At 52.2% G+C, this 22,868-nt stretch carries 19 protein-coding genes; 4 read left to right on the top strand and 15 right to left on the bottom strand.

From position 1 onward, the window contains the following. Positions 1-146: 146 nt before the first annotated feature. The 15 genes from ACFOET_RS14895 to ACFOET_RS14965 form a co-directional block, all read right to left on the bottom strand. Positions 147-1,628: an NAD(P)H-hydrate dehydratase gene (locus ACFOET_RS14895; RefSeq protein WP_379024046.1), complete on the bottom strand. Its 1,482-nt coding sequence runs from the start codon at positions 1,626-1,628 to the stop codon at positions 147-149. Positions 1,629-1,633: 5 nt separating this feature from the next. Continuing rightward, positions 1,634-5,356, bottom strand: a complete 3,723-nt coding sequence (locus tag ACFOET_RS14900; protein WP_379024048.1) for a 1-acyl-sn-glycerol-3-phosphate acyltransferase — start codon at positions 5,354-5,356, stop codon at positions 1,634-1,636. Positions 5,357-5,432: 76 nt separating this feature from the next. Next, on the bottom strand, positions 5,433-6,623 hold the full coding sequence (locus ACFOET_RS14905; protein WP_379024050.1) for a DUF2062 domain-containing protein: 1,191 nt from the start codon (positions 6,621-6,623) through the stop codon (positions 5,433-5,435). Between the two features lie 13 nt (positions 6,624-6,636). Beyond that, a complete protein-coding gene (locus tag ACFOET_RS14910; protein ID WP_379024052.1) occupies positions 6,637-7,104 on the bottom strand; it encodes a hypothetical protein in 468 nt (155 codons plus the stop codon). A gap of 15 nt (positions 7,105-7,119) precedes the next feature. Beyond that, complete coding sequence (locus tag ACFOET_RS14915) at positions 7,120-7,488, bottom strand: hotdog family protein (RefSeq protein ID WP_379024054.1); 369 nt, start codon at positions 7,486-7,488, stop codon at positions 7,120-7,122. A gap of 39 nt (positions 7,489-7,527) precedes the next feature. Next, a complete protein-coding gene (locus ACFOET_RS14920) occupies positions 7,528-8,118 on the bottom strand; it encodes a LolA family protein (protein WP_379024056.1) in 591 nt (196 codons plus the stop codon). Next, positions 8,105-8,881, bottom strand: coding sequence for a polysaccharide deacetylase family protein (locus ACFOET_RS14925; RefSeq protein ID WP_379024058.1), 777 nt, complete (start codon positions 8,879-8,881; stop codon positions 8,105-8,107). Before ACFOET_RS14925 ends, ACFOET_RS14920 begins: the two co-directional genes overlap by 14 nt. Positions 8,882-8,891: 10 nt before the next feature. Continuing rightward, a complete protein-coding gene (locus ACFOET_RS14930) occupies positions 8,892-9,956 on the bottom strand; it encodes a beta-ketoacyl synthase N-terminal-like domain-containing protein (protein WP_379024060.1) in 1,065 nt (354 codons plus the stop codon). Then, positions 9,949-11,163, bottom strand: coding sequence for a beta-ketoacyl-[acyl-carrier-protein] synthase family protein (locus ACFOET_RS14935; protein WP_379024062.1), 1,215 nt, complete (start codon positions 11,161-11,163; stop codon positions 9,949-9,951). Before ACFOET_RS14935 ends, ACFOET_RS14930 begins: the two co-directional genes overlap by 8 nt. Continuing rightward, on the bottom strand, positions 11,160-11,414 hold the full coding sequence (locus ACFOET_RS14940) for a phosphopantetheine-binding protein (RefSeq protein ID WP_379024064.1): 255 nt from the start codon (positions 11,412-11,414) through the stop codon (positions 11,160-11,162). Before ACFOET_RS14940 ends, ACFOET_RS14935 begins: the two co-directional genes overlap by 4 nt. Beyond that, entirely contained in the window at positions 11,407-12,030 is a 624-nt protein-coding gene (locus ACFOET_RS14945; RefSeq protein WP_379024066.1) for a hypothetical protein, read from the bottom strand. Before ACFOET_RS14945 ends, ACFOET_RS14940 begins: the two co-directional genes overlap by 8 nt. A gap of 2 nt (positions 12,031-12,032) precedes the next feature. Then, positions 12,033-13,160, bottom strand: a complete 1,128-nt coding sequence (locus ACFOET_RS14950) for a beta-ketoacyl-[acyl-carrier-protein] synthase family protein (protein ID WP_379024068.1) — start codon at positions 13,158-13,160, stop codon at positions 12,033-12,035. Then, on the bottom strand, positions 13,157-13,576 hold the full coding sequence (locus ACFOET_RS14955; protein WP_379024070.1) for an acyl-CoA thioesterase: 420 nt from the start codon (positions 13,574-13,576) through the stop codon (positions 13,157-13,159). The genes ACFOET_RS14950 and ACFOET_RS14955 overlap by 4 nt, the downstream gene beginning before the upstream one ends. Continuing rightward, positions 13,576-14,865, bottom strand: a complete 1,290-nt coding sequence (locus ACFOET_RS14960) for an ABC transporter permease (RefSeq protein ID WP_379024072.1) — start codon at positions 14,863-14,865, stop codon at positions 13,576-13,578. Before ACFOET_RS14960 ends, ACFOET_RS14955 begins: the two co-directional genes overlap by 1 nt. Further along, positions 14,858-15,610: an ABC transporter ATP-binding protein gene (locus tag ACFOET_RS14965; RefSeq protein ID WP_379024074.1), complete on the bottom strand. Its 753-nt coding sequence runs from the start codon at positions 15,608-15,610 to the stop codon at positions 14,858-14,860. Before ACFOET_RS14965 ends, ACFOET_RS14960 begins: the two co-directional genes overlap by 8 nt. A gap of 104 nt (positions 15,611-15,714) precedes the next feature. Here ACFOET_RS14965 and ACFOET_RS14970 point away from each other — a divergent pair, with 104 nt between their 5' ends. From ACFOET_RS14970 to ACFOET_RS14985, 4 genes are read left to right on the top strand one after another with little or no spacing between them, the layout of a single operon-like run. Continuing rightward, positions 15,715-16,740 (top strand): FecR family protein, encoded by a 1,026-nt coding sequence (locus ACFOET_RS14970; RefSeq protein WP_379024076.1) that lies wholly within the window; start codon positions 15,715-15,717, stop codon positions 16,738-16,740. Between the two features lie 33 nt (positions 16,741-16,773). Beyond that, a complete protein-coding gene (locus ACFOET_RS14975) occupies positions 16,774-20,265 on the top strand; it encodes a SusC/RagA family TonB-linked outer membrane protein (protein WP_379024078.1) in 3,492 nt (1,163 codons plus the stop codon). 33 nt (positions 20,266-20,298) lie between these two features. Then, a complete protein-coding gene (locus ACFOET_RS14980) occupies positions 20,299-21,882 on the top strand; it encodes a SusD/RagB family nutrient-binding outer membrane lipoprotein (protein ID WP_379024080.1) in 1,584 nt (527 codons plus the stop codon). After that, the gene (locus ACFOET_RS14985) at positions 21,849-22,862 is read left to right on the top strand and encodes a glycosyl hydrolase family 18 protein (protein WP_379024082.1); all 1,014 of its coding nucleotides are present in this window, start codon (positions 21,849-21,851) and stop codon (positions 22,860-22,862) included. Before ACFOET_RS14980 ends, ACFOET_RS14985 begins: the two co-directional genes overlap by 34 nt. The last annotated feature ends 6 nt before the right edge of the window (positions 22,863-22,868 follow it).

Genomic DNA, 22,868 nt, shown 5'->3' on the forward strand with positions numbered 1-22,868 from the left:
ACACGATTAAAGATTACCTCCACCCCTCAGCGTGAAAACTAATCATCCGTTGTTTAGTAATTGGTTTGCCTTACTTGAGCTAGCTAGTCGCTGTACACTAAACGTTCAATATTACACATTTCAAAAGTAACTTCATAATGAAATCGTCATAACATCCCATTGATCGCCGGCAGGTGTTCAATCACCTGTGTCGCTGGCACCACGGCCATACCTACGTCGGCGACCAGCCGGTCTCCTGCGGCACCATGCAGGTAGCAGGCCAGCATGGCCGCCTCTTCCGGGGTGTAGCCCTGCGCGAGGAACGCAACCAACATGCCGGTAAGTACGTCGCCCATGCCGCCAGTCGCCATTGCCGGATTGCCCGTCAGGTTGATCAGTACCCTGCCGTCGGGTATGGCAATGAAGGTATATCGGTTCTTTAAGACGATGACCAGCCCGCGTGCGTTGGCCTGCTCCCTCGCCGTCCGCACACGGTCCCACCATGTGCCATGGTCGCCAAACAGGCGATCAAATTCCTTCATGTGCGGTGTGAGTATGCTTCGTGCTGGCAGCTTGTCCAATAACGATTGCTCATGGGCGAGGGCGGTAAGCGCGTCGGCGTCAATTACCATGGGCTTCGGTTCATATGCCAAACATTTTTCGAATAAGGCAACGCGTCTGCCAAGACCCGGCCCGATGCCTATCGCGTCGAACCTGTCCCACAAGTCTGGAAGGTCAGCCATGGCGCAGTACATCACCTCAGGATGGCGCGTATTCAGTGCCAACAGCCCTTCCTGGGGGATGCAGGCAGTAGTAAGGCCTGCACCGCTAAACAGACTTGCTCCGCAACATAATATTGCGGCACCCATTGTTGATGTGTCGCCAGCGATGATCAAAGCATGGCCATAGGTGCCTTTATGGCTGAATGGTTTGCGTTTCCGGTATGCCAGCCGGATGTCCTCCGGCTCTACTAATTTGAAGTCAGCGGGGGCACCTTCGATGAAGGCTTCGTCGAGGCCGATGTCGACGACCTGGAAGCGATCCATTGTTTGTGCTGATTCGGGAAAGAAAAAACTCAGTTTCGGTCGCTGGAAGGTAATCACTTCATGCGCGAAGATCGTGGGTTCCGTTGCAGGAATGATGCCATTGGCGCGAAGGCCGGTGGGAATGTCGACTGCAACCACCTGTTTGGAAGCCTGGTTGATGTGCTCCACCAGCCGAAGCCAGTCTCCTGTTAAAGGCTTGTTCAATCCTGAACCAAGCAGGGCATCGATAACCACGGATTGACGGATCTCCGGCAGTTCGTCGGCCGGTAAGAATTCGGCCACGGTGACCGGTGTGTTGTGCAGGCGTGTGAGATTAGTGGCGAAATCATCGGTTTCGCGCTCCGTAAAACGGGCAATCCACACGGTGACGGCGTCATAGCCGTGCCCTTGTAATAAGCGGGCGATGGCTAGCCCGTCTCCGCCGTTGTTTCCCGTGCCGCAGCAGACCAGGACGCTCACGTGCCTGTCGGGATACAGTTGCATGAACGCGCCGACAAAGGCCAATGATGCCCGCTCCATGAGATCCACTGAAGCAATGGGCGCTGTGTCGATGGTGTGCCGATCGGCATCGCGCATCTGTGCTGACGAGATGACGTTTTTCATTAACGCTAAAGATACGGGTTTGCCGTCGCAATGTCAAGATGCACGCGGTCACCCGCTTTCTTGAAGACCAACGAGCCGTTTTCCTTGAATACCGAAACAAACCCTGAAGCCGCCAGGAATTCAGAAGCGTCGGCTTCCCCCACCTGTTCGAGGACCACCCACCGGGCGGTGGCCGTCTGATCTTTCCAATCCGGTAGGGCATCCCCTGAAATTACGATCACGTCGTATCCTACAGTTTGGGGCCTATCGGTGACAAAACCAATCGGATAGCGGTGGGCTGTATACGTATGTTGCGCGGCACGAATTTTTTCCTCGTTGGCATCCCAAGCGGTGACATCACGTTCTGCGCTGTCGTAGACCAGTAGGAAGCTCAGTACGCCGTATCCACACCCCAAGTGGAGGAAGCGCCCCTTATTGGGGAGCAGCCGCAATAAGCGGTGGTACGTGTCCTTGTTGGCCTTGAACGTCCCCTTTACCTCGCGTTGGATGTGCCTCGGTTTGTAGCTGTAGTTGAGATACAATTTTCGCCTAAAATAGTCCGCAGGCTCCTCCTCCTCACGCAGTTTCCTAAATTCCGCCCGAAAGTAAGCGGCGATCTGCTTGGAGCGCAAAGCATAACCGATGCCAAACGCAGGATCGTCGTGTTTGATCCGCGGCAGAAACTTCATGGTTATCGGACCCGGTTTAAGCATGTTGTCGTTTTTGGGCAGGGCGTGCGCATTGCCATGGATCAGCACCGGAAGGATATCCATTTTGAGTTGCTCGGCGAGGTAGAAGGCTCCCTTATGGAAGCGCTGGATATTGGAGGTCATTGATCGTGTGCCCTCGGGGAATATGATGAGCGAATAACCTTGGTCGACTTTCTTGCGCAGCCGATCAAGGCTTTCCGGATGGTTTTCGCTGGCCGGGTAGGCCCCCACCATCCGCATGGCACGGCCAAAGAACGGGGATCGCAACTGCCGGTCGTTCATCATAAAAATCTGCATGGGGTGCAATAGGCCCATCGTAGGGGTGTCCAGGATGGACGTGTGGTTGGCGATGACGATCGCGGGCGGGTCGTAGTTGTCGGGTTTTTGCCCGGTAATATTCATGCGGACACCGGGGGTACGGTACATCAGGTTATGGAAAAAAAACTGCAATAACCGGTGGAAGGCGGCGAATTTTTTCTTTTTGCTTAGCGGCAGGATGGGAATGAACAGTTGGCCTAATAGGCTAATTGCCAACCCGCCGAGAAAAAAATAGCCGAATGTAAAACCGGTGAAAATGAGGTTGGTGACGCGCCATGGTGTATTGCCCCGCTCCTGTGGGCGGCTGATAAACGTGCGGAAAAGCCACGGCTGTACGGAAAAGGACATCAATACCACGACCAGCAGGCCGATCAGCGGAATAATGGATATCGACCGGATGGCCGGGTGCTTGGCAAAGGCAAGGATACCGAAACAGATAACCGTGGCCAGTGCGGACATGATCACGCCGGCTTTATAGGCAGACATATCCCGGCTGCCGTAGGTGTACTGTTCGATCAATCCCTTGGTCACGAAGATGGAATAATCAACCCCCAAACCAAAAATCAGTGTGGTAATAATAATGTTGAACGCATTGAACTGGATGCCGAATGCCCCCATCATGCCCAGCGTGACCAGCCACCCGAGGAAAATGGGGATATTGGTGATTAGCGTAAGCTCCAGGCTGCCAAAAAACAAGAACAACACTACAAAAACAGCAATGGAGGCAATAAAGAAAAGGGTATTGAAGTCGGCTTCTAGGTTGCTGAGCAGCCGCTCCTGCAAGTGCTTTCTGTCTATCGCTAATATGCCCTGTTCGTCGGCAAGCGATTCAATCAGCTGCGCCGCATGGTCGCTTTTTGTTTTTACCACGGTGGTCATGGTGGTAAGGCTGTCGCGCGATGCCAGGAATTCCTCTAGAAACGATTCACGGAGTATGTGTTGGTCCGCCGTGTCCAGTTCGGAAAATGGTGTTGACAAGGTTTCAAAAAACGGTTGGAATGCGCTCTCCTTAAAGCCGGTCCGCCGGCCTTCTGCAAGCAGAAGGTGCCTCAGCTGCCCTTTTTTGTCTTCCGACCAAAATTGGTTCCACCGCCTGATTTTGTCCTGCTGCCGAGCAGTGGATAGCGCAATGGCTCCTGCGGACTGGAAGCTGTAGATATCCCCCCGCGCTTGCCGTTCCTCCAGTTGCCGGTATAACGCTGCGTTACGGTCTGCTGCTTCGTCGTAGGAGTGGCCATACGAAACCAGGTAGATGGATTTAGCGGCATAGTTGATCAGGGTGTCCAGCCGCTGCTCGGCTTGCCGGAGTTGCTCCGGCTGATAATTCAGGGCGGCAAGGTCGTCATTGAAGGTGACCCGCCGAAACGTAAAGAGGCTGATGACGATCAGTACCGCACCTGCAGCCAGCAGCCAGTTGTTTCGGCTGAAATCATACCGGGCTATTGCGTCGACAAATGTGTTCTGGCGTATGGATACCTTCCGACGAGGTGTATAGACCTGCGGAATAAATATCAGGGCAAATACCGCGGCACCCAAAACGCTGGTCGCTGCGAAAATACCCAGATCCTTGAGCACATCCGATCGCAGAAACAACAGGCATAGGAAGTCAACCGCAGTAAAAACCGCGCACATCAGCAAGGGCTTTGTGGTGCTTTCAAACAGCCGTTTTACGTCACCAGTGCCTCGGTAGTGGCTCAGAATGTGCAGTGAGTAGTCCAAAGTAAGACCCAGCAACACCGAACCGATACCAATGGATATTGCCGAGATCGTTCCTTTGAGCCAATACAATACGGCCATGCCCAGCAGACTTCCAAAGGCTGCTGGGAGCAAGATGATCAACGGTATGGCAGCACGGCGGTAAAAATAGATGAACAAGGCAATCAAGGCCACGAGCGCAATAGACAGGGTAATTTGGATATCGCGTTTGATCTGCCTGGCGTTGGCTACAGCCATGGCCGCGGCACCGAAATACTCGGCCGTGGCCCTGCCGCTGAAACGGGTGTTCAGTTCTTGGATAGCCTGGTCGAGCGACGCGATGAGCCGCGCGTTGTCAGCGGTTTCGCCGATATCGGCCGACGGTGTAATGAACGCAATGAGGTTCTTGTTTCCACGGGCGATGAGGTATCCATCTGTTAAGGTAAATTGATCGCCGGATTGCAGCCGCATGAATTTCCGCAGGCCCAGGTACGTCAGGCCCAACGGATCTTGCCGAAGCAACTGGGCCGAGACGAGATTCTGGGGCGAGGTGATGGCACGGTAAGTATCCCGCACCTTTACCGCTATCGAGTCGGGATGCAGGAGAGAGTCGATGTGCCGGTAATCATCACGGTCCAGAAAAAGTGGCAAATTGCGGTTTACCAAATCCACAAGTTCCAGCAACTGGTCGTCCTCCACCCGTACCTGGAGGCGCCGGATATCCGTTCCGGCCGCAGTTTCCATGGCGGTTGCCAAGGCGTCGGCATAGGCTTGCAATGATGCTATGTCGCCCTCGCGCGACGCTGTGATGTTGATGACGATCTTATCGGCAAACGTAACGGTCTGCAGGACGCGGTTTACCTGTTCGGCACCCTCGCTCGCCGGAATCAGTTTGGTAATGTCCTCTTCAAAGCGGATACGGCTTGCCCAATAGACCAACAGGGCGAATACCAAGGGTATGGCAAAAAAGAATGCCTTTCGGTGTTCTTTCAGCAAGCGGAATATAGCGTAAAAAAAGGATGCCAAAGCAAAATTTCTAAGGGTGTAAAGTTAGCGAGATATTTGGAATTTGCTCCAACGAAGTCTTTTTGATAACCCGGGCCTACGTCAATTTCTCGGCATCCCGGTTTGTCCGGATATTCAGCACGAGATACGATAAGATTCCCGCCAGGGCCGCCGCAAAAAAGCCCAAGACAACGCTTCCCGTTATATACTCGGTGAGGTGTTGCTGGATATACGGGCGATACGTTTCTATTTCCTGCCAGTTGAACGCAACGGTCGCCTTTGGTTGCCCCAATACGAACGAGCCGATTTCCAGACACGCGTAAATTATAAATGGAATGAGTGGCGGGATGCTCACATTGGTAAAGGCAAAAGCGATGACTTTGTTCAGGCTGAGCGCCCAGGCAAGCGACAATACGATCAGGGTCTGGAATCCCCAGAACGGGGAGAGCCCGACCAATACGCCGAGCGCTACGGACAGCGATTTTTTTGCGGGGGAGTCTTTGCTGTGCAGTAGGTCTTCCAGGAAAAAACGTCTGAGCCCTTTTTCCCTGAATGTTCGCAAGTAGTTGCGTGGGCGTATGTACAACAGCGCAACCAGCACCAGCCAGGTGTTGAGGATACTGATGCGTGTGAAGTCGCGAAATGGCCGGAAGTGTGATACTCGTTCTTCCGGATCATACAGCACTCCTATGGGCACATTGCGCACCGGGATGCCGCGCCAGGCAGCCTTGACGATCACTTCCACTTCGAATTCGAACTTCCGGGTATAAAACCGGATGCCCTGAATTTCTTTAAGTGGATAAAGCCGGAAACCGGACTGGGTGTCTGAAAGGCTGATTCCTGTCTCGAACCGGAACCAAAAGTTGGAAAACCGGTTGCCGAAGCTGCTTTTTCCGGGGATCCCTTCCTGATCCATATTGCGGTCGCCAATAAGCAACGCCGATCCCTTTTCTTCGATTTCACGGGCGAACGCGGGAATGTCATCGGGGAAGTGCTGGCCGTCCGAGTCAATGGTGACCGCATAGTCGAACCCCTGTGCCGTTGCTTTCCGGAAGCCGATGCGCAGGGCATTGCCCTTGCCGCGGTTGCGGGGCAGGTGAACGGTGGTCAGATCAGGATACCGCGCCAGTATATCAGGTGTGGCATCCGTCGAACCGTCATTGACCACAATGATGTGTGATGTATACCGGTAAAGGCCATCCAACACGCGTCGGAGGGTTTTTGCGTTGTTGAAGGTGGGAACGATTACACAAGCGTTGATAGACGTTAATACCTTATTGGTGGTCATTTAAGTTGATGCGTCATTTTTCTGAAAACTCGTCGAAATAACCTTTGATCATTGCTTTGAGCCCCTCATCTTCCAATGATGGTAGTGCCTGCTGTATAAATTGCCGGTCCGCTTCGATGTCTTGGTTGTATTTCAGAAATTTGGGGAGGTGCTCCTGCACGCTGAGGCGTATCAGCCTGATTTCGGGATTGTGCGGCTCATCAGCCACGGCCTGTTCAATCCACGGTATTGCTTCCTTGACTTTCGGCCCGCGTTCCGTGAGTTTTTCATACCGTGCCAACAGCATAAGTCCCGCCCCTTTATACGCAACTAATACCGGCTTGTCGGATTTTGATACATTTTGCAGCGGCTCATAAAACGCCTGAGCCTGCGCTTGTGATTTCGTTGCGTCCCGGTATGACAGCCGGATGTCATTCAGGTCCTGCGCGCTTAAAGAGAACCAGTTGCTTAGGATAACGAGAAGAGCAAGATACCTGTACATTTTTTGTCAATAAATTTATACTTTTTGGAAGACGCCGCTAAATTTCAGTGCTACTGTTTCGTCAAACGAGGTGGTGCTTCTGACGGAAAGTAGCCCCGCTTCCTCTTCAACATCCAGTTCGACCTGAATGTTTGGATGGTTTTCCGGGTTGATGATCGCCATAAATTTCACATTCTTAGCCTTTTTTAGCATCAACGTGCAGTGTGCCCATTTTTCCGCCAATTCCTTGATGATTTGCATCATGCACACCCCCGGCGTGACCGGATGGTTCGGAAAGTGGCCTTGGAATACCGGGTGCGCTTTATTAATGGAGATGGACGCCGATATTTTTGGGCCGTTGGCATGGTATGATGCAATTGAATAGAAATTTTGCAGAAGCGACATAACAGACAAAAGTAAAAAATCTGCGGGACATAAGCCGTGCTATTTACGATTGAACTTATCAGCAGGCAGCGGTATATTCTTCCGCTGGTTTGCAAATGTGATCAGGGTATGGTCCCTGGCAGGATCAACGATCTTGATGCTTTTTATCAACCATGTGTCTCCGTCGACGGTCAGCTCCACTTCCTTGATGTGCCTGGAAAGGCCGCGGTTCTTAGGTGTCTGGACAGCTACGTAATCCGGTCCCTCACGATAATAAGCGGTGGCAAAGCGCTCTTCATTAAAAATGTTGCCATCGGCAATAGCAGCAGACAATAGTCCTGCGGCGCTTTTGGGGCGTTTGGCGGTTGTCAGATCGAAAACTTGCGCCGATGGGGTGGGGGTAAGGTATTCCCAGCGGATTTGATCGGGAGCCCTGACAAACAGCTTACCGGACGACCTAACCGCGCTTTCCAAGTAGCTGAGCACCTTGGTTTGGGTAAAATCACTCTCCAGGGTGCGGATATCCCGGATACTGGCGGTGACCCTTTCTTTAAACCGGGCGGCTTCTGCCGGCGTGAGTGCTTTGCGCTGGGCATTTGCCGTTATGCAGCAAACAAACAGAACAATGACCAAGATGCTACGGTTTCGCATATGCTTGTTGTTGGATGAGCTTTTCCACAGTAACCAAGGAAAAATCCAATTTCTTGAGTTCAGGCAACAATTGTTCCAAAACGGGGATTATTCGGTCATGGGTGTCATGCAGGAGGATGATGTCACCCGACCTGGTCTTTTTCAGAATTTTTTTGGTGATGCGCTGGGACGGTCGGGCCACGGTGTCATAGGGGCGTACCCGCCATCCGATAACGTGGTGGCCGCTTTCTCTGACTGCTTTTGCCAGGTGCGGGGTAGTGACGCCATATGGCGGGCGGAAAAACTGCGGCCGTTTGCCGATGGCATGTTCGATGGCTTCGTCTGTCTGCCGGATTTCGGCTAGCCATTTTGCTTTGCCATGAAAGTCAATGGTGGAAGCGTGGGTGAATGAATGGTTGCCAACAAGGTGCCCTTCGTCGTGTATCCGCTGCATTAGTTCGGGATGCTGCTCCACGTGTTGGCCGATACAGAAAAATGTAGCGCGGATACCATATTCCCGCAGCTGGGCCAATACCCGGGGGGTATGATCGGGATGGGGGCCGTCGTCGAAAGTCAGGGCAATTTGCCGGCGGGTTGTGTCTCCACAGTGAATGGCTTTCAGGAAAAAATTCCATCGGATACTGAAAGCACCGAAAACGAGGATCGTCAATCCGGCAATCGGTAGGATCAGCATCACCAGCCAAGGCAGGGCCGACGACACAACCAGTACAGCCGTGAGTGCGAACAGTATGGACAGCAAGAGAAGGATTTGCTTGATGTTCATTCGCAACAGGCTATCGTTCGACCAAGATCACGCTGTGGTTCTTCCCGCGGCGCTGCGTGTAGATGAGGATCCGTTGCAGAGAACGGGGTGGGATGTCATTCAACCGGAGGAGCCTCGGTATACGCTGGTGCCTGAAGATGCCAAGCGCCAGGAAAAGAGCTGAAGCTACCACCGTGTCATATTCCCCCAAGATGTGCTTGAAAGCCAGCTGCGCTGTGTCGGCAAATAAGGCTTCGCTGACACCTTGGTACAGGGGGTCATGGCGCGTGTCCCCGTTACAGCCCATAATCACGGCATCGATGGCGCGCGTGTCCAAACCTTCCTGTTCAAGAACCCCCCCGACGAATGCTTTGGCGTCAGTCGTTTCCAGACACGTTGCTGTCGCCGTAACTTTGCCATACGGCTGCGGTCCCGGCTGCCGCGAAACCACAAAAAATGCAGCGCCTTCGGCGGCGATTTCCCCTACTGTAGCAGCTGATGCTTTCAGTGGTATCGGTATGCTGGGTGTCTCGCGTTTGAGGTAGTTTGCAAGATCCCAAAACTGCGATGACCGTACACCCAGTTCGTCAACACCGCCCAACAGCGTAGTCTGCTGCGGGTGTTCGGCCAGGTATACCATGGTGTCCAGCAATGCGGATTCAAACGAATTGGCGTTGTTGACATAGGTCATATTATAGCCCTTGCAACCCAGTGCAAGTGCAATGGATGCTGCAGCCATGTTGTGGGTCGACTGGATGAACGGCGTCGGATTCAGCAATTGGCCCTCTTCTTCCATTAGCGCTTCGACAAAACGCTCCGAATCGCGCAGGCAACCCAAGCCCGTACCGGTGATTACTGCGTCAATAGCCGTCGTTCCGGCATCCTTCAGGGCGAGTTTACTGGCGAAGATCGCCATCCGCATACTTTTGTTCATGCGTCTGAGCTGCGATGCGGGAATAAGGGTTTTGTAATCGGGGTCGACTACGGGAACGACGTTCTGCGTATATGCTTGCACGTCCTCAAAAAAGTAATCCGCGTCTACCGTTCGCTGGATGGAAACGCAGCCGCTGCCGTGAATGTAAATGGGCTTAATCATGTGCTTTCGAAAATAACAGGGTACTGCAATTTCCACCGAAGCCGAATGAATTGGACAGCACATGATCTATTTTTTTTGTTTGGAACCGGGTCTGCGGGACAATGCCCAGCCCGGCGATGGGTTGTGCGAAATTCAGGTTGGCAAAAACCACCTGGTGCTGCAGCGCCAGTACGGAGAATACAGCTTCAATGGCGCCTGCTGCGGCAAGGGTGTGTCCGGTGAACGCTTTCGTAGAGCTGAAAGGGGGCAGCGCTCCGACCGAGCCGTAGATGCGCAGCAGGGCATTGCCTTCGGCAAGGTCATTATTTGGAGTAGCTGTGCCGTGGGCGTTGATGTAGCTCACATCAGATGCCACCAGTCCGGCCGCGTCCAGCGCCTGTTTCATCGCGAGGTAAGCGCCCTCGCCATTGTCGGACGATGCGGTCTGGTGGTACGCATCATTGGCATTTCCGTAGCCCGTGAGGTAAGCCATGGCGCGTTTTGACCGTTGCGGGAGCAATTCCGGTTTTTCCAGCACAAGGTAGGCAGCAGCTTCCCCCAGGTTCAGCCCGTTGCGGGAATCATCGAAAGGCCGGCAATGGCCATCCGAATAGATCATTAAGGAGTTGAACCCGTTGATGGTAAACCGTGAAAGGCAGTCCGTGCCGCCCACGATGGCGCGGTCCAGCAGGCCGGCCCGGATCATCCGTGCGCCCAGCATGATTGCATTAGCGGCGGAAGAGCAGGCGGTACTGATGGTGGTGACGAAATCCTTTATACCCAGATAGCTGGCCATTTGCTCTGCAGCATACCCGCAGGGATGCGCGGGAATGAAGTGCCTGTGTGTCGAAGAAACGAGGTAATCGTCGTAATACCGCTCCGTGGCGTCCATGCCGCCAACGGTAGTGGCGGAAATCATCCCCGTCCGGCTATGGTCTGTCGGATCAAACCCGGCAGCTTCCATCGCTTCTTTTGCGGCGACGAGCGCCAGCAGGGTACTACGCGTATATGCCTCGTCACGCGGAATGGAGAGCCGGTCATGCAGTTTATCATTAGCTATCCCGATTTCCCCGGCCAGCAGTTTGCCCGCGTGGTGGGTATCCAATCGGTTAATGGGCCGAATACCATGCCGGGATTCCTCGAGGGAACGGTAATGGGCGGCCACGTCATCTCCGATGGCGGAAATGGCCCCCATGCCAGTGATGGCTATCGGGATAGCGTGGGTCATTTACGGTTTTCCTCAATGAAATCAGCCATGGTCTGGATGGTTTCAAACACTTTCCTGCCCTCTTTCGGGTCTGCAAGCTTGATTCCGTAGCTTTTGTCGAGCATCACGATTAGCTCCAGCGCGTCGATAGAGTCCAATCCCAGCCCCTCGCCAAACAAGGGGGTGTCGTCGTCCAAATCATCCACGGTTAGGTCTTCCAAGTTAAGTTGGGTAATAATTTTTGCTTTCAGCTCCTGTGTCAGTTCACTCATGTTGTTCGTTATAAATTTTTTTGACTTCCTCCACCGTATGCGGTGTTTTGCCCTGCGTGCTGACATAATACAGCAATAAGTCGCACGTTTGCTCCGTCACTTCTGTCCAGCCGCTGATGGCATTCCTCGTCGGTTGGCCATCCAAAAGAGAATGGATATACGGAACGAGGAATTCCGGAAGATAGCTGTCAAAAATAAAGAAAACATTTTCGCTACGCAATTGGTGGCGTATGCTGATTTCGCCCATAGCGATGTTGGGCAGGGTATATACAAATGTCGCTGGGCTTGCTGCTGCGTTTTCGGCGGCAAAAATTGCGTCAGCATGCCGGCTGTCTGCAAGGATGCTGGACGAAAAGTTTGAAAAAACAAGCGCCGTTTCAGGGTGGAACGGGCCGGATTCGCGGGCAAGCAGCTCCGTTGCGACGAAATTGGCTTTGCAAAGACCATCCATTTTGTGGAACTTGGGATAGTCGGTGTTCAGCTGCCGGTAAGCGGTTTTAAGAAAGTCGTTCAATGTGGCCGACGCGTCCATCTGCAGCAATAAGCGCCCGTTTACATAGATGGATCGGCCGCGGATGATACAATGAGACCGGATATGAAGCGAGTGTCGGTCCATGCTCATATTTTCTGAAAAACCGTTGCAATATTGCAGCCGCCGAATCCCGAGGCTGTTTTCAGGAACGTCGCCAATGGTTGTGTGGAGCGTTCAGTGCTGATGTTCAACGGGTGACTGGTGCCTTGGTGCTTGAAACCAAGGGATGGGATCAATCGGTTGCTTCGGAGCGAATGCATGGCCAAGATGGTTTCGAGCAATCCGCTTGCCCCGAGCGTATGCCCATAGTATCCTTTGAGGCTATGCAGGGGAACGGCGGTCAGGCCTGACCGGTGCAGCGCCATGGCCTCCATTTCGTCATTGTATGCCGTCGCGGTGCCATGGGCCGAAATGAAATCAAGCGTCGGTTCCCCGGCTTCATGCATGGCCCGCCGGACGCTCCGGTAGAGCCCTTCTCCCGTGCGCGATGGCCCGGAGATATGGTTTGCGTCGTTGAACGAGCCTACGCCAACGAGCCGGACAGCCCCTTCGGCGGGTATCTTGGAAAGATAAACAGCAGCGACGGCCTCACCCAGGTTTAGGCCCTTCCGGTCACGGTCAAACGGACGGCAGGGCTCATCCGCCAATGCTTGGAAGGCTTCGAAGCCGGAGACGATGAACTTGGATAGCTCGTCACCTCCTACCGCGATGGCCTGTTCATACGTGCTGTTGTGTTGTAGTAGTTGCCGCGCCACCGACAGGGCCAGTGATCCTGATATACACGCATTGGATACGGTGATCAGCTGGTTTTCAAAACCGAAATAGCGCTGTATTTCATAGGCCATCTTCGAAATGTATATCCGCTGCGTTGGGAAAGCCGCACCTGGATCGCCCAATAAGGACACATTCCCTTTGGTGGTGGATAGCACAACCAATGTGCGTTTATCTGTCGGGATATCAAAGGCTTCGATGAGCCCTTGTATTGTAGCAATAAAAAGACGTTCTAAACGGGTATAACGCTTTTCATTTTCCTGTTTTCCGGGGAGCGAATCTCCACTGATCCGCGCCGCATGTATGCGGTGGCTGGATAGCGCTGGGTCATCAATCGGCGCTATAGCTGTCTGGCCATCTAGTACCTGTTTGAAGTTGATGTCGCTTCCCATTCCGAGTGGGGAAATGATATAATCGCCGATGGCAAAAACGTCCGATTTCATAGCAATCCCTGCTGTGTTTTCCAGTCCGAAAAAAACGGCGGATTGGTCAGTATCAGGTCACCGCCGAGATCGGTAAACACCTGAATGGTTTCCCCGGTTGCTACTACCTGGTTTTTGCTGTTGACTATGCTGTACAGGAAGATCATCTTGGCAGCCGGATGATTGATGAATATAGTTTCCACCGTTGCCCAGTCGCCATGCCGCAGGGGCGACTTGTATTCGCAGGTGCACTTGACTACAGGGGCGAGAAATCCATTTTCCCTGATATGGCGGTAAGAGATACCGAATGTTTCTCCGAATGCTTCCCTGCCGTCTTCGAAATAGGTGATGTAGTGCCCATGCCAGACGATGCCTAACGGATCTGTTTCATTGAACCGTACGCGGAAGCGAGTCGTATGGCGAAGTCCTGAATCCATCAATATGTCTGGTGTCTTTTGTCATACAGGATAGCTGCCAGCAAGGTGGCTGCGAAGAAAACCAACAGGTAGCCTAAGGGCTGTGCAATATCCGTTGCTGTGCCGTTGCGCAGAATGACATCATAAAATGCCGATATTCCCCAGTTCATGGGCGAGAAGGCCGATACCTTTTGCATCACCTCGGGCATGATGAAGGTAGGTACCCATACACCGCCGAGTGCTGCAAGAATGATCACGAAGATGGCGCCGAACGGAGCCGATTGTTCCTGCGTTTCGGCGATGGTACCGATCAGGATACCCAGCCCGATAGCTGCTAGTCCGGCGACAAACGCAATCAGGATCATCAGCGGAAGCTGCGTTCCGGGATCAAACTCGATAAGCCCGATAAGGGGGAAAATGTATTTGGCAATGAGCAGCATCAGCATGAACTGGATGAGGCAGATGACGGTGTACGTCACCATTTTTCCTCCCAGAATAATCGCATAGGCCACCGGGCTGGTGCGCAACCTGATGTAAGTGCCCAGGTTTTTTTCTTTTACCAGGTTGATGCCTAGCGGCACGATGATGAAAAAGATGCCGAACAAAATCCATGCGGGCACGTTGTGCTGGACCGCATTGGGGATGATGCCATCGTCCCCTTTCTGGGCGATGATTTCCTGAAATGTGATGATTTCATCAGCCAGGAGGCCCGGATCTTCGTCAAGCTCCATCTCCGAGATAAAAACATCGTAGATTTTCTGCACTTCCACCTTGGAGAGCATCCGCTCGATGTTGCTTTTCACACCGTTTCGAAACGTCTGTCCTGCCGCCGGATCAAAATAAATATTGATTTCCTTAGTGTTCCACTTTTTAGCCGGGGTTTCCCTGGCCGTACCGTCAGCTTCGGTGAGCACAAATTGCCCAAGGATTTTATCGACATTGTGATTTACCTTCTCGGTCAGTTCTTCGCTGATGCCCTCGGGAATGACCAGGGCAATCTGGTATTTGCCGTCGCTGACCAGCGAACGGGCCTGTTCTTCATCGATCGGTTGGTCGTCCACCTCCGTAATCAATTGTACATTGGGAGCTTCTGTGAGGTTTTCGGCGACCAATTGGCCTATTTCGCCTTTATCCTCATCAACCAGAACGATGGGCAGCGTCGATTCCCCCACGGCTTTGAACGTGCTTTCCTGAATGAGGGTGATGGTGATGATCAACACGGACGGCATGAAAAACAAGATGGCCAAGCCACCCCAGTCTCGCAAAAGGAGCAATATCTCTTTATATGCAGACACCATCAGTTTATGCATAGTCCCTGAGTTGGCTTCCGGTAAGGTGGATAAAGACATTTTCCAGTGTAGTGGCCCCTGATACCGCTCTAATGAGGTGTCGGGGTTCGCCCTCGACCACGATTTTCCCATCGTCGATGATGGCGATTTTTGTACAGAAGTGCTGTGCTTCGTTGAGGTGGTGTGAACTATAGATGATGGTAGTGCCTTGCTCATTGAGTTCGTGGAGCAACGCCATGATGACTTCCTTGGAATGCACATCCACGCCTACGGTGGGTTCGTCGAGAAACAACACGTCGGGCCGGTGCAGGATGCCGGCCAGCAGGTTAACCCGTCTTTTCATGCCTCCGGAGAACGTGTTGATGTTTTTTCCGGCAAACTCGGTAAGGCCCACACGGTCCAGCCCGTCTGCAATACGGCGTTTCAGGTCTGCGGATGAAAGCCCGTACAGGCTGCCGAAGTAATACAGGTTCTCCGCAGCGGTAAGCGTGGGGTATAGCGCGTATTCCTGCGGCACTACCCCGATTTGCCGTTGAATTTTCCTGCGGTGCAGCCGGTAGTTCAACCCATTGAAGAACAACTCGCCGGATGTCGGTTTAATCATCCCGCAAAGCGTGGAAATCAAGGTGGTTTTGCCGGCGCCGTTGGGGCCTAACAAGCCGAAAATCTCACCTTTCCAAACAGAAAGCGATAGGTTGTTCAATGCATACCGGTCGCTGCCCGGATATCGTTTGGACAGCTGGTGTATGCGGATGATCTCCTCCATGTGGCGAAAATAAGGAAAGTTGTTGACATGCAGTTTTTCTTTTTTGTTTTGGTAAAAATACCAAAACCCGTGCACTTATAGTTAAAACTTGTGCTCGATACGCTATGAAGGATTATACGAACTACACCGTTGAAGATTTGTTGACAGATGATCGGTTTGTCAGCTACTGCTTGCGTAACAATGAATCAAATATCCGTTATTGGGAACGTATCCTAAATAGCAACCCTCAATTGGCCGAACGCGTGCGAGAGGCTAAATCACTGGTTCTGCTGATGTCTGTAAAGGTGGATGACGAACAAAAGCGGGTTGAACTTGGCAGGCTGAAAGAAGCCATGGAGGTTCGTTGGCTTCCCCGTCCTGTGCTGCGTTGGCTGGCTATTGCAGCATCGCTCGTACTTGTGGGGAGTGCCTGCTTGTTTCTCATGCGTAATAGAACTGTTGACCGTGCCATAGCGTTTGCCCTGGAGCAAGCCAAACCGGCTCCGATGATGCAGACTGCCTTAGGCGAACGCCGACATATTACCCTGCCGGATGGCAGTACGGTACTGCTCAATGGTGCCAGCCGATTGTCCGCTGTGAATGGCTTCAACGACACCCACCGTGTCGTATGGCTGGAAGGCGATGCTTACTTCGACGTCAGCAAAGATGCAGATAAACCGTTTATTGTGCGTACGGCGACTACCGTTACTACGGCACTGGGAACGACGTTCCGTGTTAGAAACTATCCTAACGAGCAAGAACCGCGGATTATGTTGACCTCTGGAAAAGTACAGGTAGACCATGTCGTGAGGGGGAAGTCGTTTGCGACGACCGTGCTTTTACCCGGTCAAACGGCAATCATTGATGGGCAGCACTTGCTTAGGTCTTCTTTTGCTCCGGACGAGATGGAAACATGGCTTAACAGCAGGCTCATATTCCGGGGAGCTGATTTCTCCGAAATCAAAGATAAGCTGTATGATATGTATGGTGTTTTGGTCGTGGCGGATAAGGATTTGGCAAATACGGTGGCCTTTACCGGACAGTTTGCCAACAGGCAGTTGCACGAGGTGTTAGACGCCATTGCCTTTTCCAACCATGTGCGGTTTGCGGTTGATGGAAATACCATTCAAATGATACCATTAGCGAAATAACTGATCAGATTAACATGCTAAACCATTAAAATTATGAAAGGAGTATTACATTTCTTTTGCCGATACAGGCTTCCTTCCAAAATGCTGTTCGCTTTGCCGATGACGCTTTTCTTCACGGGGTATGCACAATCGACCGAGTCGCTTTTTTCTTTCGCATGGAAACAGGAAAGCATCGGGCACGTGTTTGAGCAAATAGAACAGCGGGCAAGTGTGCGGTTTTCATACAACCCGCTTGAAATGGATGTCAATCGGCGTATTACGCTAGAAGTGCGTAATGCTAAGTTGGAAGAGCTGCTGGACAAATTGGCGCAGCAGTTGGCCTTCCGTTACCAATTGCGCGGGGAGATTGTCATGATTCAATTTAATGGGCAGCCGCATCGCGTGCAGCAGCAAACGGTAAGCGGCCGAGTGCGGAGCAATGAGGGAAGCCCGTTGGAGGGGGTAACCGTCATCAATACACGGACAAATGAGTCACGGATCAGTGCTGGCGACGGCGGTTTTTCGATTCCTGCCCGAGCGGGTGATGTGCTTCAATTCCGTATGATGGGGTATACAACCAAGGCGTTGACTGTGACTGATGTTTCGCAAGCCGCCGATGTGGCGATGGTCGAGGAGTCGGTCGAACTGGAAGAAACCGTTGTCACGGCATTGGGCATTACGCGTGAGGAACGATCATTGGGATATGCTGTATCCGAAGTGGATGGCAATGATTTGAAGAAAGTGCGCGAACCCAATGTCATCAATTCGCTCGCAGGAAGGGTTGCAGGGCTCGTCATCAATTCCACCGCGGGTGGTCCAGCAGGCTCCTCGCGCGTTATCATCCGCGGAGCAACTACCATCACCGGCAATAACCAGCCACTTTATGTCGTGGATGGCATTCCGATGGACAATTCCAATTACGGTCAGGTGGATGGCGGCAAATTTGCAGCCGGATATGATCTCGGCGACGCCATCTCGGCGCTGAATCCGGATGACATTGCCAAAGTAAGTGTATTGAAGGGCCCCTCAGCAGCGGCGCTTTACGGCAGCAGGGCAGCCAATGGGGTGATTCTCATCACGACAAAAAAGGGCAGTGCCAATAAAGAATTGGGAGTGGAGCTGAATAGTACGATGACCTTTGAAAACCAATTGACCACGTTCGACGGTTACCAGACACTGTATGGGCAGGGACGCAACCAGAACTTGGTATTGGATGCTGACCAAGCACGAACTTCCTTGTTTTCAAACTTCGGTCCCCGTCTTGATCCTGACCTGATGATTCCGTATTTTGACGGGCAGCTACGGCCCTATGCCTTAATGAAGGACAACATCAGCGGATTTTTCCGTACAGGAGCTACCTATACCAACAGCTTGGCACTGACCAATGCTACCGAACGCTCGTCCTTCCGTTTGGCGGTATCCGATATGCGCAATCAGGATATCGTGCCTAATAGTGGGCTACGACGCAACTCATTTACGTTCAATGGTAATGCTAAGTTTGGTGATCAGGTGTCTGTGGAAGCTCGTGTATACTACCTGAATGAAAATGTGGCCAACCGGCCGGCGCTGGCGGATGATCCGGGAAATATCGGCAACAATTTCGTAGGATTGGCTAACAACGTTGATCAGGCTTATTTTAAGAACTACTATAAAGATGCCCAGGGAACGTATGTCGATTGGGGGGGCGGGCAGTACCGTCTCAATCCGTACTGGATCATCAACGAGATGCGCAACGAAACGGATAAGGATCGCTTAATGGGTGCAATACAACTCAACTATACCATTACCAGCTGGATGAACTTACAGGGGCGGTTGGCGACAGACCTGACTTTTCTCGATTTTGAGAAATATACACCCCGTACCACACCGGGTTCGTTGGCCGGAAGGTTGAACGCTAATCACCAGCGGTACTCAACCACTGAATCGGACGTATTGCTCAGCATACAAAAGCAGGTGTCGCCCGCTTGGCATGTTGCCGCTCGGCTTGGTGCCAGCCTATCTCGTATACGCAATACAGGAAGTACCATGGAATTTCTGAATATGACCATGACCGATGTGATAAGTCCTAATAGTTTTGCCGACAAATCGGTTATCGAAAATGATTACCGCAAGCACAATAATTCGGCATATATGTTACTAAGTGCCGGATACAAGGGGTTCCTTTATGCCGACGCGACCATCCGCCATGATGCGTCCTCCACATTGCCCGTGCACAGCAACAGCTATATTTATCCATCAATAGCGGGGAGTTTTATTTTTTCAGATGCATTCAATATTGATAAGCGTATACTGACATTCGGTAAACTACGCGTATCGGCGGCCGAGGTGGGTAACGATACGGACCCTTACCAATTGGATTTGTATTACGCCCTTAATCCCCTTCCTTTTATGGGAAGATCAGTAGGCAATATTTCCAGTACGCTGCTCCCCAATCCGGCTTTGAAGCCCACACGGACCCGTTCGTTTGAAACCGGATTGGAGCTAAAATTTCTGCAAGATCGTATCGGATTGGATGTGACTTATTATTCTCAGCATTCGCGCGATCAGATCAACCGCGTACCGATACCGATTTCCGCTGGCTTCACCTCACAAATCATCAATGCCGGCGTGATAGTGAATAAGGGTGTGGAAATCGCCTTGAACACCCAACCCATATCCAATGACCATTTTCACTGGGACTTGAACTTCAACGTGGCGCGCAACATCAACAAAGTGGAATCGTTGGCTGAGGGCGTGCCTTTCCTCACGCTATCTGATGCCCGTTGGATGGGGGTGGCCGTTGTCGCTATGCCGGATGCGCCTTACGGCTCAATACTGGGCTACGGGTATCAGTATGATCCGCAGGGAAACATCATCCTCAATCCCAACAACCTGACGCCGCTGGTAAGCGAGGAACGGCAGTTGCTGGGGCAGGGTACGTTTAAATGGACAGGAGGGCTGTATACCAGCATGGCTTATAAAAACTTCGGATTGACGGCCATCATCGACATGAAGCTTGGCGCCGACTTGTTTTCGATGTCCAACCTGTTTGCCGCTACACGCGGAAGCTTGAAATCGACCCTTGAAGGCCGGGAGGCATGGATACAGTCTGAAGAAGAGCGCTTGGCTGCCGGCAAAACAGAGGAAGAATGGCAGACCATGGGCATGGTACGTGGGTATGTTCCTCAAGGTGTGGTGCAAACCGGTATGGATGGTAATGGCAATCCGATCTACGAACAAAACACCCAAGCTGTTGACCCCTCGCTCTACTGGTCAAATATTTATACCGATGGCAACGGTATCTCTATTCCTTATATATATGACGCCGGATACTTTAAACTGCGTGAAGTCACATTCAGCTACCGTGTGCCTGCCTCGTTGATCTCAAAATGGGGAATTAAAGACCTGGGTGTCGCTTTGGTGAGCCGCAATCCTTTCATCATCCATAAATCGGTGCCAAATATTGACCCCGACTCGAATTATAACAACAGCAACGGACAAGGGCTGGAGTACGGGTCGCTGCCCTCACGGCGCAGCTGGGGAGTTAATATCAATTTCAGGTTCTAACAACGACATGGTTTCATTTATTCCATAAAGCTTATGAAACAATTTAGTTATAAAATGGTGAATCTACTAGCCGTGGGGCTGCTGCTCTCGGGGTGTACCAAGTTTGGCGATACCAATATCGACCCGACCAGGTCCAGCAACCTGGATCCTAATCTCCAGCTATCGCTGGTACAGGCGCGCTTTTCCGGCGACCTTGAAATCAACGAAAAGCTAAGTGTGGTGATGACAATGCCGCTGGTACAGCACATCGGTGGTATCTGGGCTAATCGCTACGGGCAGATGTATATCAAAAGTCTGCCTTACCTTTCTTCATTCTGGGAATATACCTACCACAATGACATCCTGAATATCGTTGATGCGGTAGAACGCACCAACGGCCGGGAGGAAGTAAACAACCTGAATGCCGTATGTCGCATCATGAAGGTTTACCTGTTTGCCAGGCTTACCGATGTCTATGGTGACATCCCGTATAGCGAAGCAGCAAAGGCAGCGTATACGGGAATCACCAGGCCGGCATATGATCGGCAGGAAGATATCTACGCTGATTTTTTCGATGAATTAAAGGCAGCAGCATTTCAACTGGATGCAACGAAAGACCCGATAACGGGCGATTTCTTTTACGCAGGAAACGTGGCGGCCTGGAGAAAATTTGCCAACTCACTGCGCCTCCGTTTGGCCATGCGGCTTGTCAAGCGAGACTTGGCAAAGGCGCAGGCCGAAGCGGCTTCTGCGTATCAGGATGGTGTGTTCAGCAGCAACGCAGATATGTGTATCATGCGCCATGAAAATATTCAGAATGACTATGTGGATATCCGGGGAAACGGCGTATCGGTGGGAATCAATCAGCACGAGGTGGTGCCACGGTTAAGCAATACCCTTATCAGTCAGCTACGCAATACTAACGATCCTCGCCTCATGCATATCGCCCGGTATTATATTGATATTCCTTACCGGCCGTTCGACCGCGTGGATATCACCGAGCAGGTGCGGGCGGTGGTGGGTATCACCGGCGTAAACCCTCCTGACTATATTTGGGATGATTGGAAAAACCCTTTTACCATCGAAGTGCCTGGCCTGGGTATGCATACGGTAACTAACAACGAACAAAAAGCGCAGCTGGCGAACTTCCTTATCCGGAATGATGCCCCGTTTTTCCATCAGACTTATGCTGAAGTGGAATTTCTGTTGGCCGAGGCAGCGCTACGATTTGGCGCCGGATTTGGTGATGACGTCCAAACGCATTATCAAAACGGTATACGTGCCGCCTTGGAACAGCTGAGCCTGTTTCCCGGTGGGCCTACGTTCAGCGAAACGGAAATCAGCAGTTTCATCCAAAGTGTGCCATTACTGCCCGGGCGCGAACTCGAGGTCATCAATACGCAATTGTGGGTTGCATTATTCCTTAATGGACCGGAGGCTTACGCTAATTGGCGGCGTAGCGGTTACCCCGTATTGCCTTCATCGGTAAACGGCGAGTCAAACTCGACGACTACACCGCGGCGGTTTGAATACCCGCTTTCAGAGCAGGAACAGAATGGGGTGAATTACCAAGCTGCTGTAGAGCGCCTGGGAGGCAGCAACTCATGGAACGGGAGGGTGTGGTGGGACGCAGAGTAGTGGCGATCATGATCTCGTTCGCTTGGTCGTTGGTCTGCGGCCAGGCATGCGAAAAAGGCCTCCGCGGAACCGAACGCGGCGATTCACCGAATTTGCGGGTGCTGGGATATGTATTTACGTCCGACTGGCGCGCGGTCACTTCCCGGATCGAATGGACGAAAATTACCGACCTGAATGTGGCGTTCATCAATCCTGACGTCTCCGGCAACTTCTTCGTTCCGGAGGGCGTTGCCCAATTGGTTAATGTCGCCCATCAAGAAGGCATACGCGTATTCTTTTCCATTGGCGGCGGAAGCCCGCCCGCCCATCTGGAACAGTTGCTGGCCAGCTCGGAGGGTTGCACGAAGCTCGTGGATGGCATCGCCGGTGTTTTGGAAAGGTACGGCTTTGATGGGGTGGACATCGATTTGGAAAACGCATTGATCAATGAACATTATGCGCCGTTTGTCGCCAGCGTGGCCAAGTCTGTGAGGCCGATGGGTAAGCTCGTGACGGCGGCATTGGCCCGTTGGAATGCCGACCAGATAGCCGATGAAACCTTGGCCCATTACGACTTCATCAATATCATGTCATACGATGCCACCGGTCCGTGGAACCTCGACAATCCGGGACCTCATTCACCCTATCAAATGGCTGTCGATGACTTCATGTATTTCAACCAAACACGTGGCGTCGCTGCCTCGCGCCTTTTTATCGGACTACCGTTCTATGGGTATGGTTTCGGTCCGGGGGCACCTGAAAGTATCTATTACCGTGATATCGTGGCGCGATGGCCGGAAGGGGCGTCGAAAGACGAAATCAGCCTTCCCGCGGGCGGAAAAATCTACTACAACGGCATGCCTACTATCCGGCAAAAGACACAATTTGCGTTGGAAAACGGTGCAGGTGGCGTCATGATCTGGCACCTACTGCATGATGCCGAAAACGAGTGGTCATTGCTGCATACCATCCAAGAAACAATTTATCAACCCTTAAAATGACTAACG

It is taken from the genome of Parapedobacter deserti (genome assembly GCF_042646065.1).
GTDB lineage: Bacteria > Bacteroidota > Bacteroidia > Sphingobacteriales > Sphingobacteriaceae > Parapedobacter > Parapedobacter deserti.

Excerpts from the sequence above, each read along its gene's own strand:
- ACFOET_RS14895 (WP_379024046.1), bottom strand. The coding sequence starts at position 1,628 with ATGAAAAACGTCATCTCGTCAGCACAGATGCGCGATGCCGATCGGCAC.
- ACFOET_RS14905 (WP_379024050.1), bottom strand. The coding sequence starts at position 6,623 with ATGACCACCAATAAGGTATTAACGTCTATCAACGCTTGTGTAATCGTT.
- ACFOET_RS14910 (WP_379024052.1), bottom strand. The coding sequence starts at position 7,104 with ATGTACAGGTATCTTGCTCTTCTCGTTATCCTAAGCAACTGGTTCTCT.
- ACFOET_RS14915 (WP_379024054.1), bottom strand. The coding sequence starts at position 7,488 with ATGTCGCTTCTGCAAAATTTCTATTCAATTGCATCATACCATGCCAAC.
- ACFOET_RS14920 (WP_379024056.1), bottom strand. The coding sequence starts at position 8,118 with ATGCGAAACCGTAGCATCTTGGTCATTGTTCTGTTTGTTTGCTGCATA.
- ACFOET_RS14925 (WP_379024058.1), bottom strand. The coding sequence starts at position 8,881 with ATGAACATCAAGCAAATCCTTCTCTTGCTGTCCATACTGTTCGCACTC.
- ACFOET_RS14930 (WP_379024060.1), bottom strand. The coding sequence starts at position 9,956 with ATGATTAAGCCCATTTACATTCACGGCAGCGGCTGCGTTTCCATCCAG.
- ACFOET_RS14935 (WP_379024062.1), bottom strand. The coding sequence starts at position 11,163 with ATGACCCACGCTATCCCGATAGCCATCACTGGCATGGGGGCCATTTCC.
- ACFOET_RS14940 (WP_379024064.1), bottom strand. The coding sequence starts at position 11,414 with ATGAGTGAACTGACACAGGAGCTGAAAGCAAAAATTATTACCCAACTT.
- ACFOET_RS14945 (WP_379024066.1), bottom strand. The coding sequence starts at position 12,030 with ATGGACCGACACTCGCTTCATATCCGGTCTCATTGTATCATCCGCGGC.
- ACFOET_RS14950 (WP_379024068.1), bottom strand. The coding sequence starts at position 13,160 with ATGAAATCGGACGTTTTTGCCATCGGCGATTATATCATTTCCCCACTC.
- ACFOET_RS14955 (WP_379024070.1), bottom strand. The coding sequence starts at position 13,576 with ATGGATTCAGGACTTCGCCATACGACTCGCTTCCGCGTACGGTTCAAT.
- ACFOET_RS14960 (WP_379024072.1), bottom strand. The coding sequence starts at position 14,865 with ATGCATAAACTGATGGTGTCTGCATATAAAGAGATATTGCTCCTTTTG.
- ACFOET_RS14965 (WP_379024074.1), bottom strand. The coding sequence starts at position 15,610 with ATGGAGGAGATCATCCGCATACACCAGCTGTCCAAACGATATCCGGGC.
- ACFOET_RS14970 (WP_379024076.1), top strand. The coding sequence starts at position 15,715 with ATGAAGGATTATACGAACTACACCGTTGAAGATTTGTTGACAGATGAT.
- ACFOET_RS14975 (WP_379024078.1), top strand. The coding sequence starts at position 16,774 with ATGAAAGGAGTATTACATTTCTTTTGCCGATACAGGCTTCCTTCCAAA.
- ACFOET_RS14980 (WP_379024080.1), top strand. The coding sequence starts at position 20,299 with ATGAAACAATTTAGTTATAAAATGGTGAATCTACTAGCCGTGGGGCTG.
- ACFOET_RS14985 (WP_379024082.1), top strand. The coding sequence starts at position 21,849 with ATGGAACGGGAGGGTGTGGTGGGACGCAGAGTAGTGGCGATCATGATC.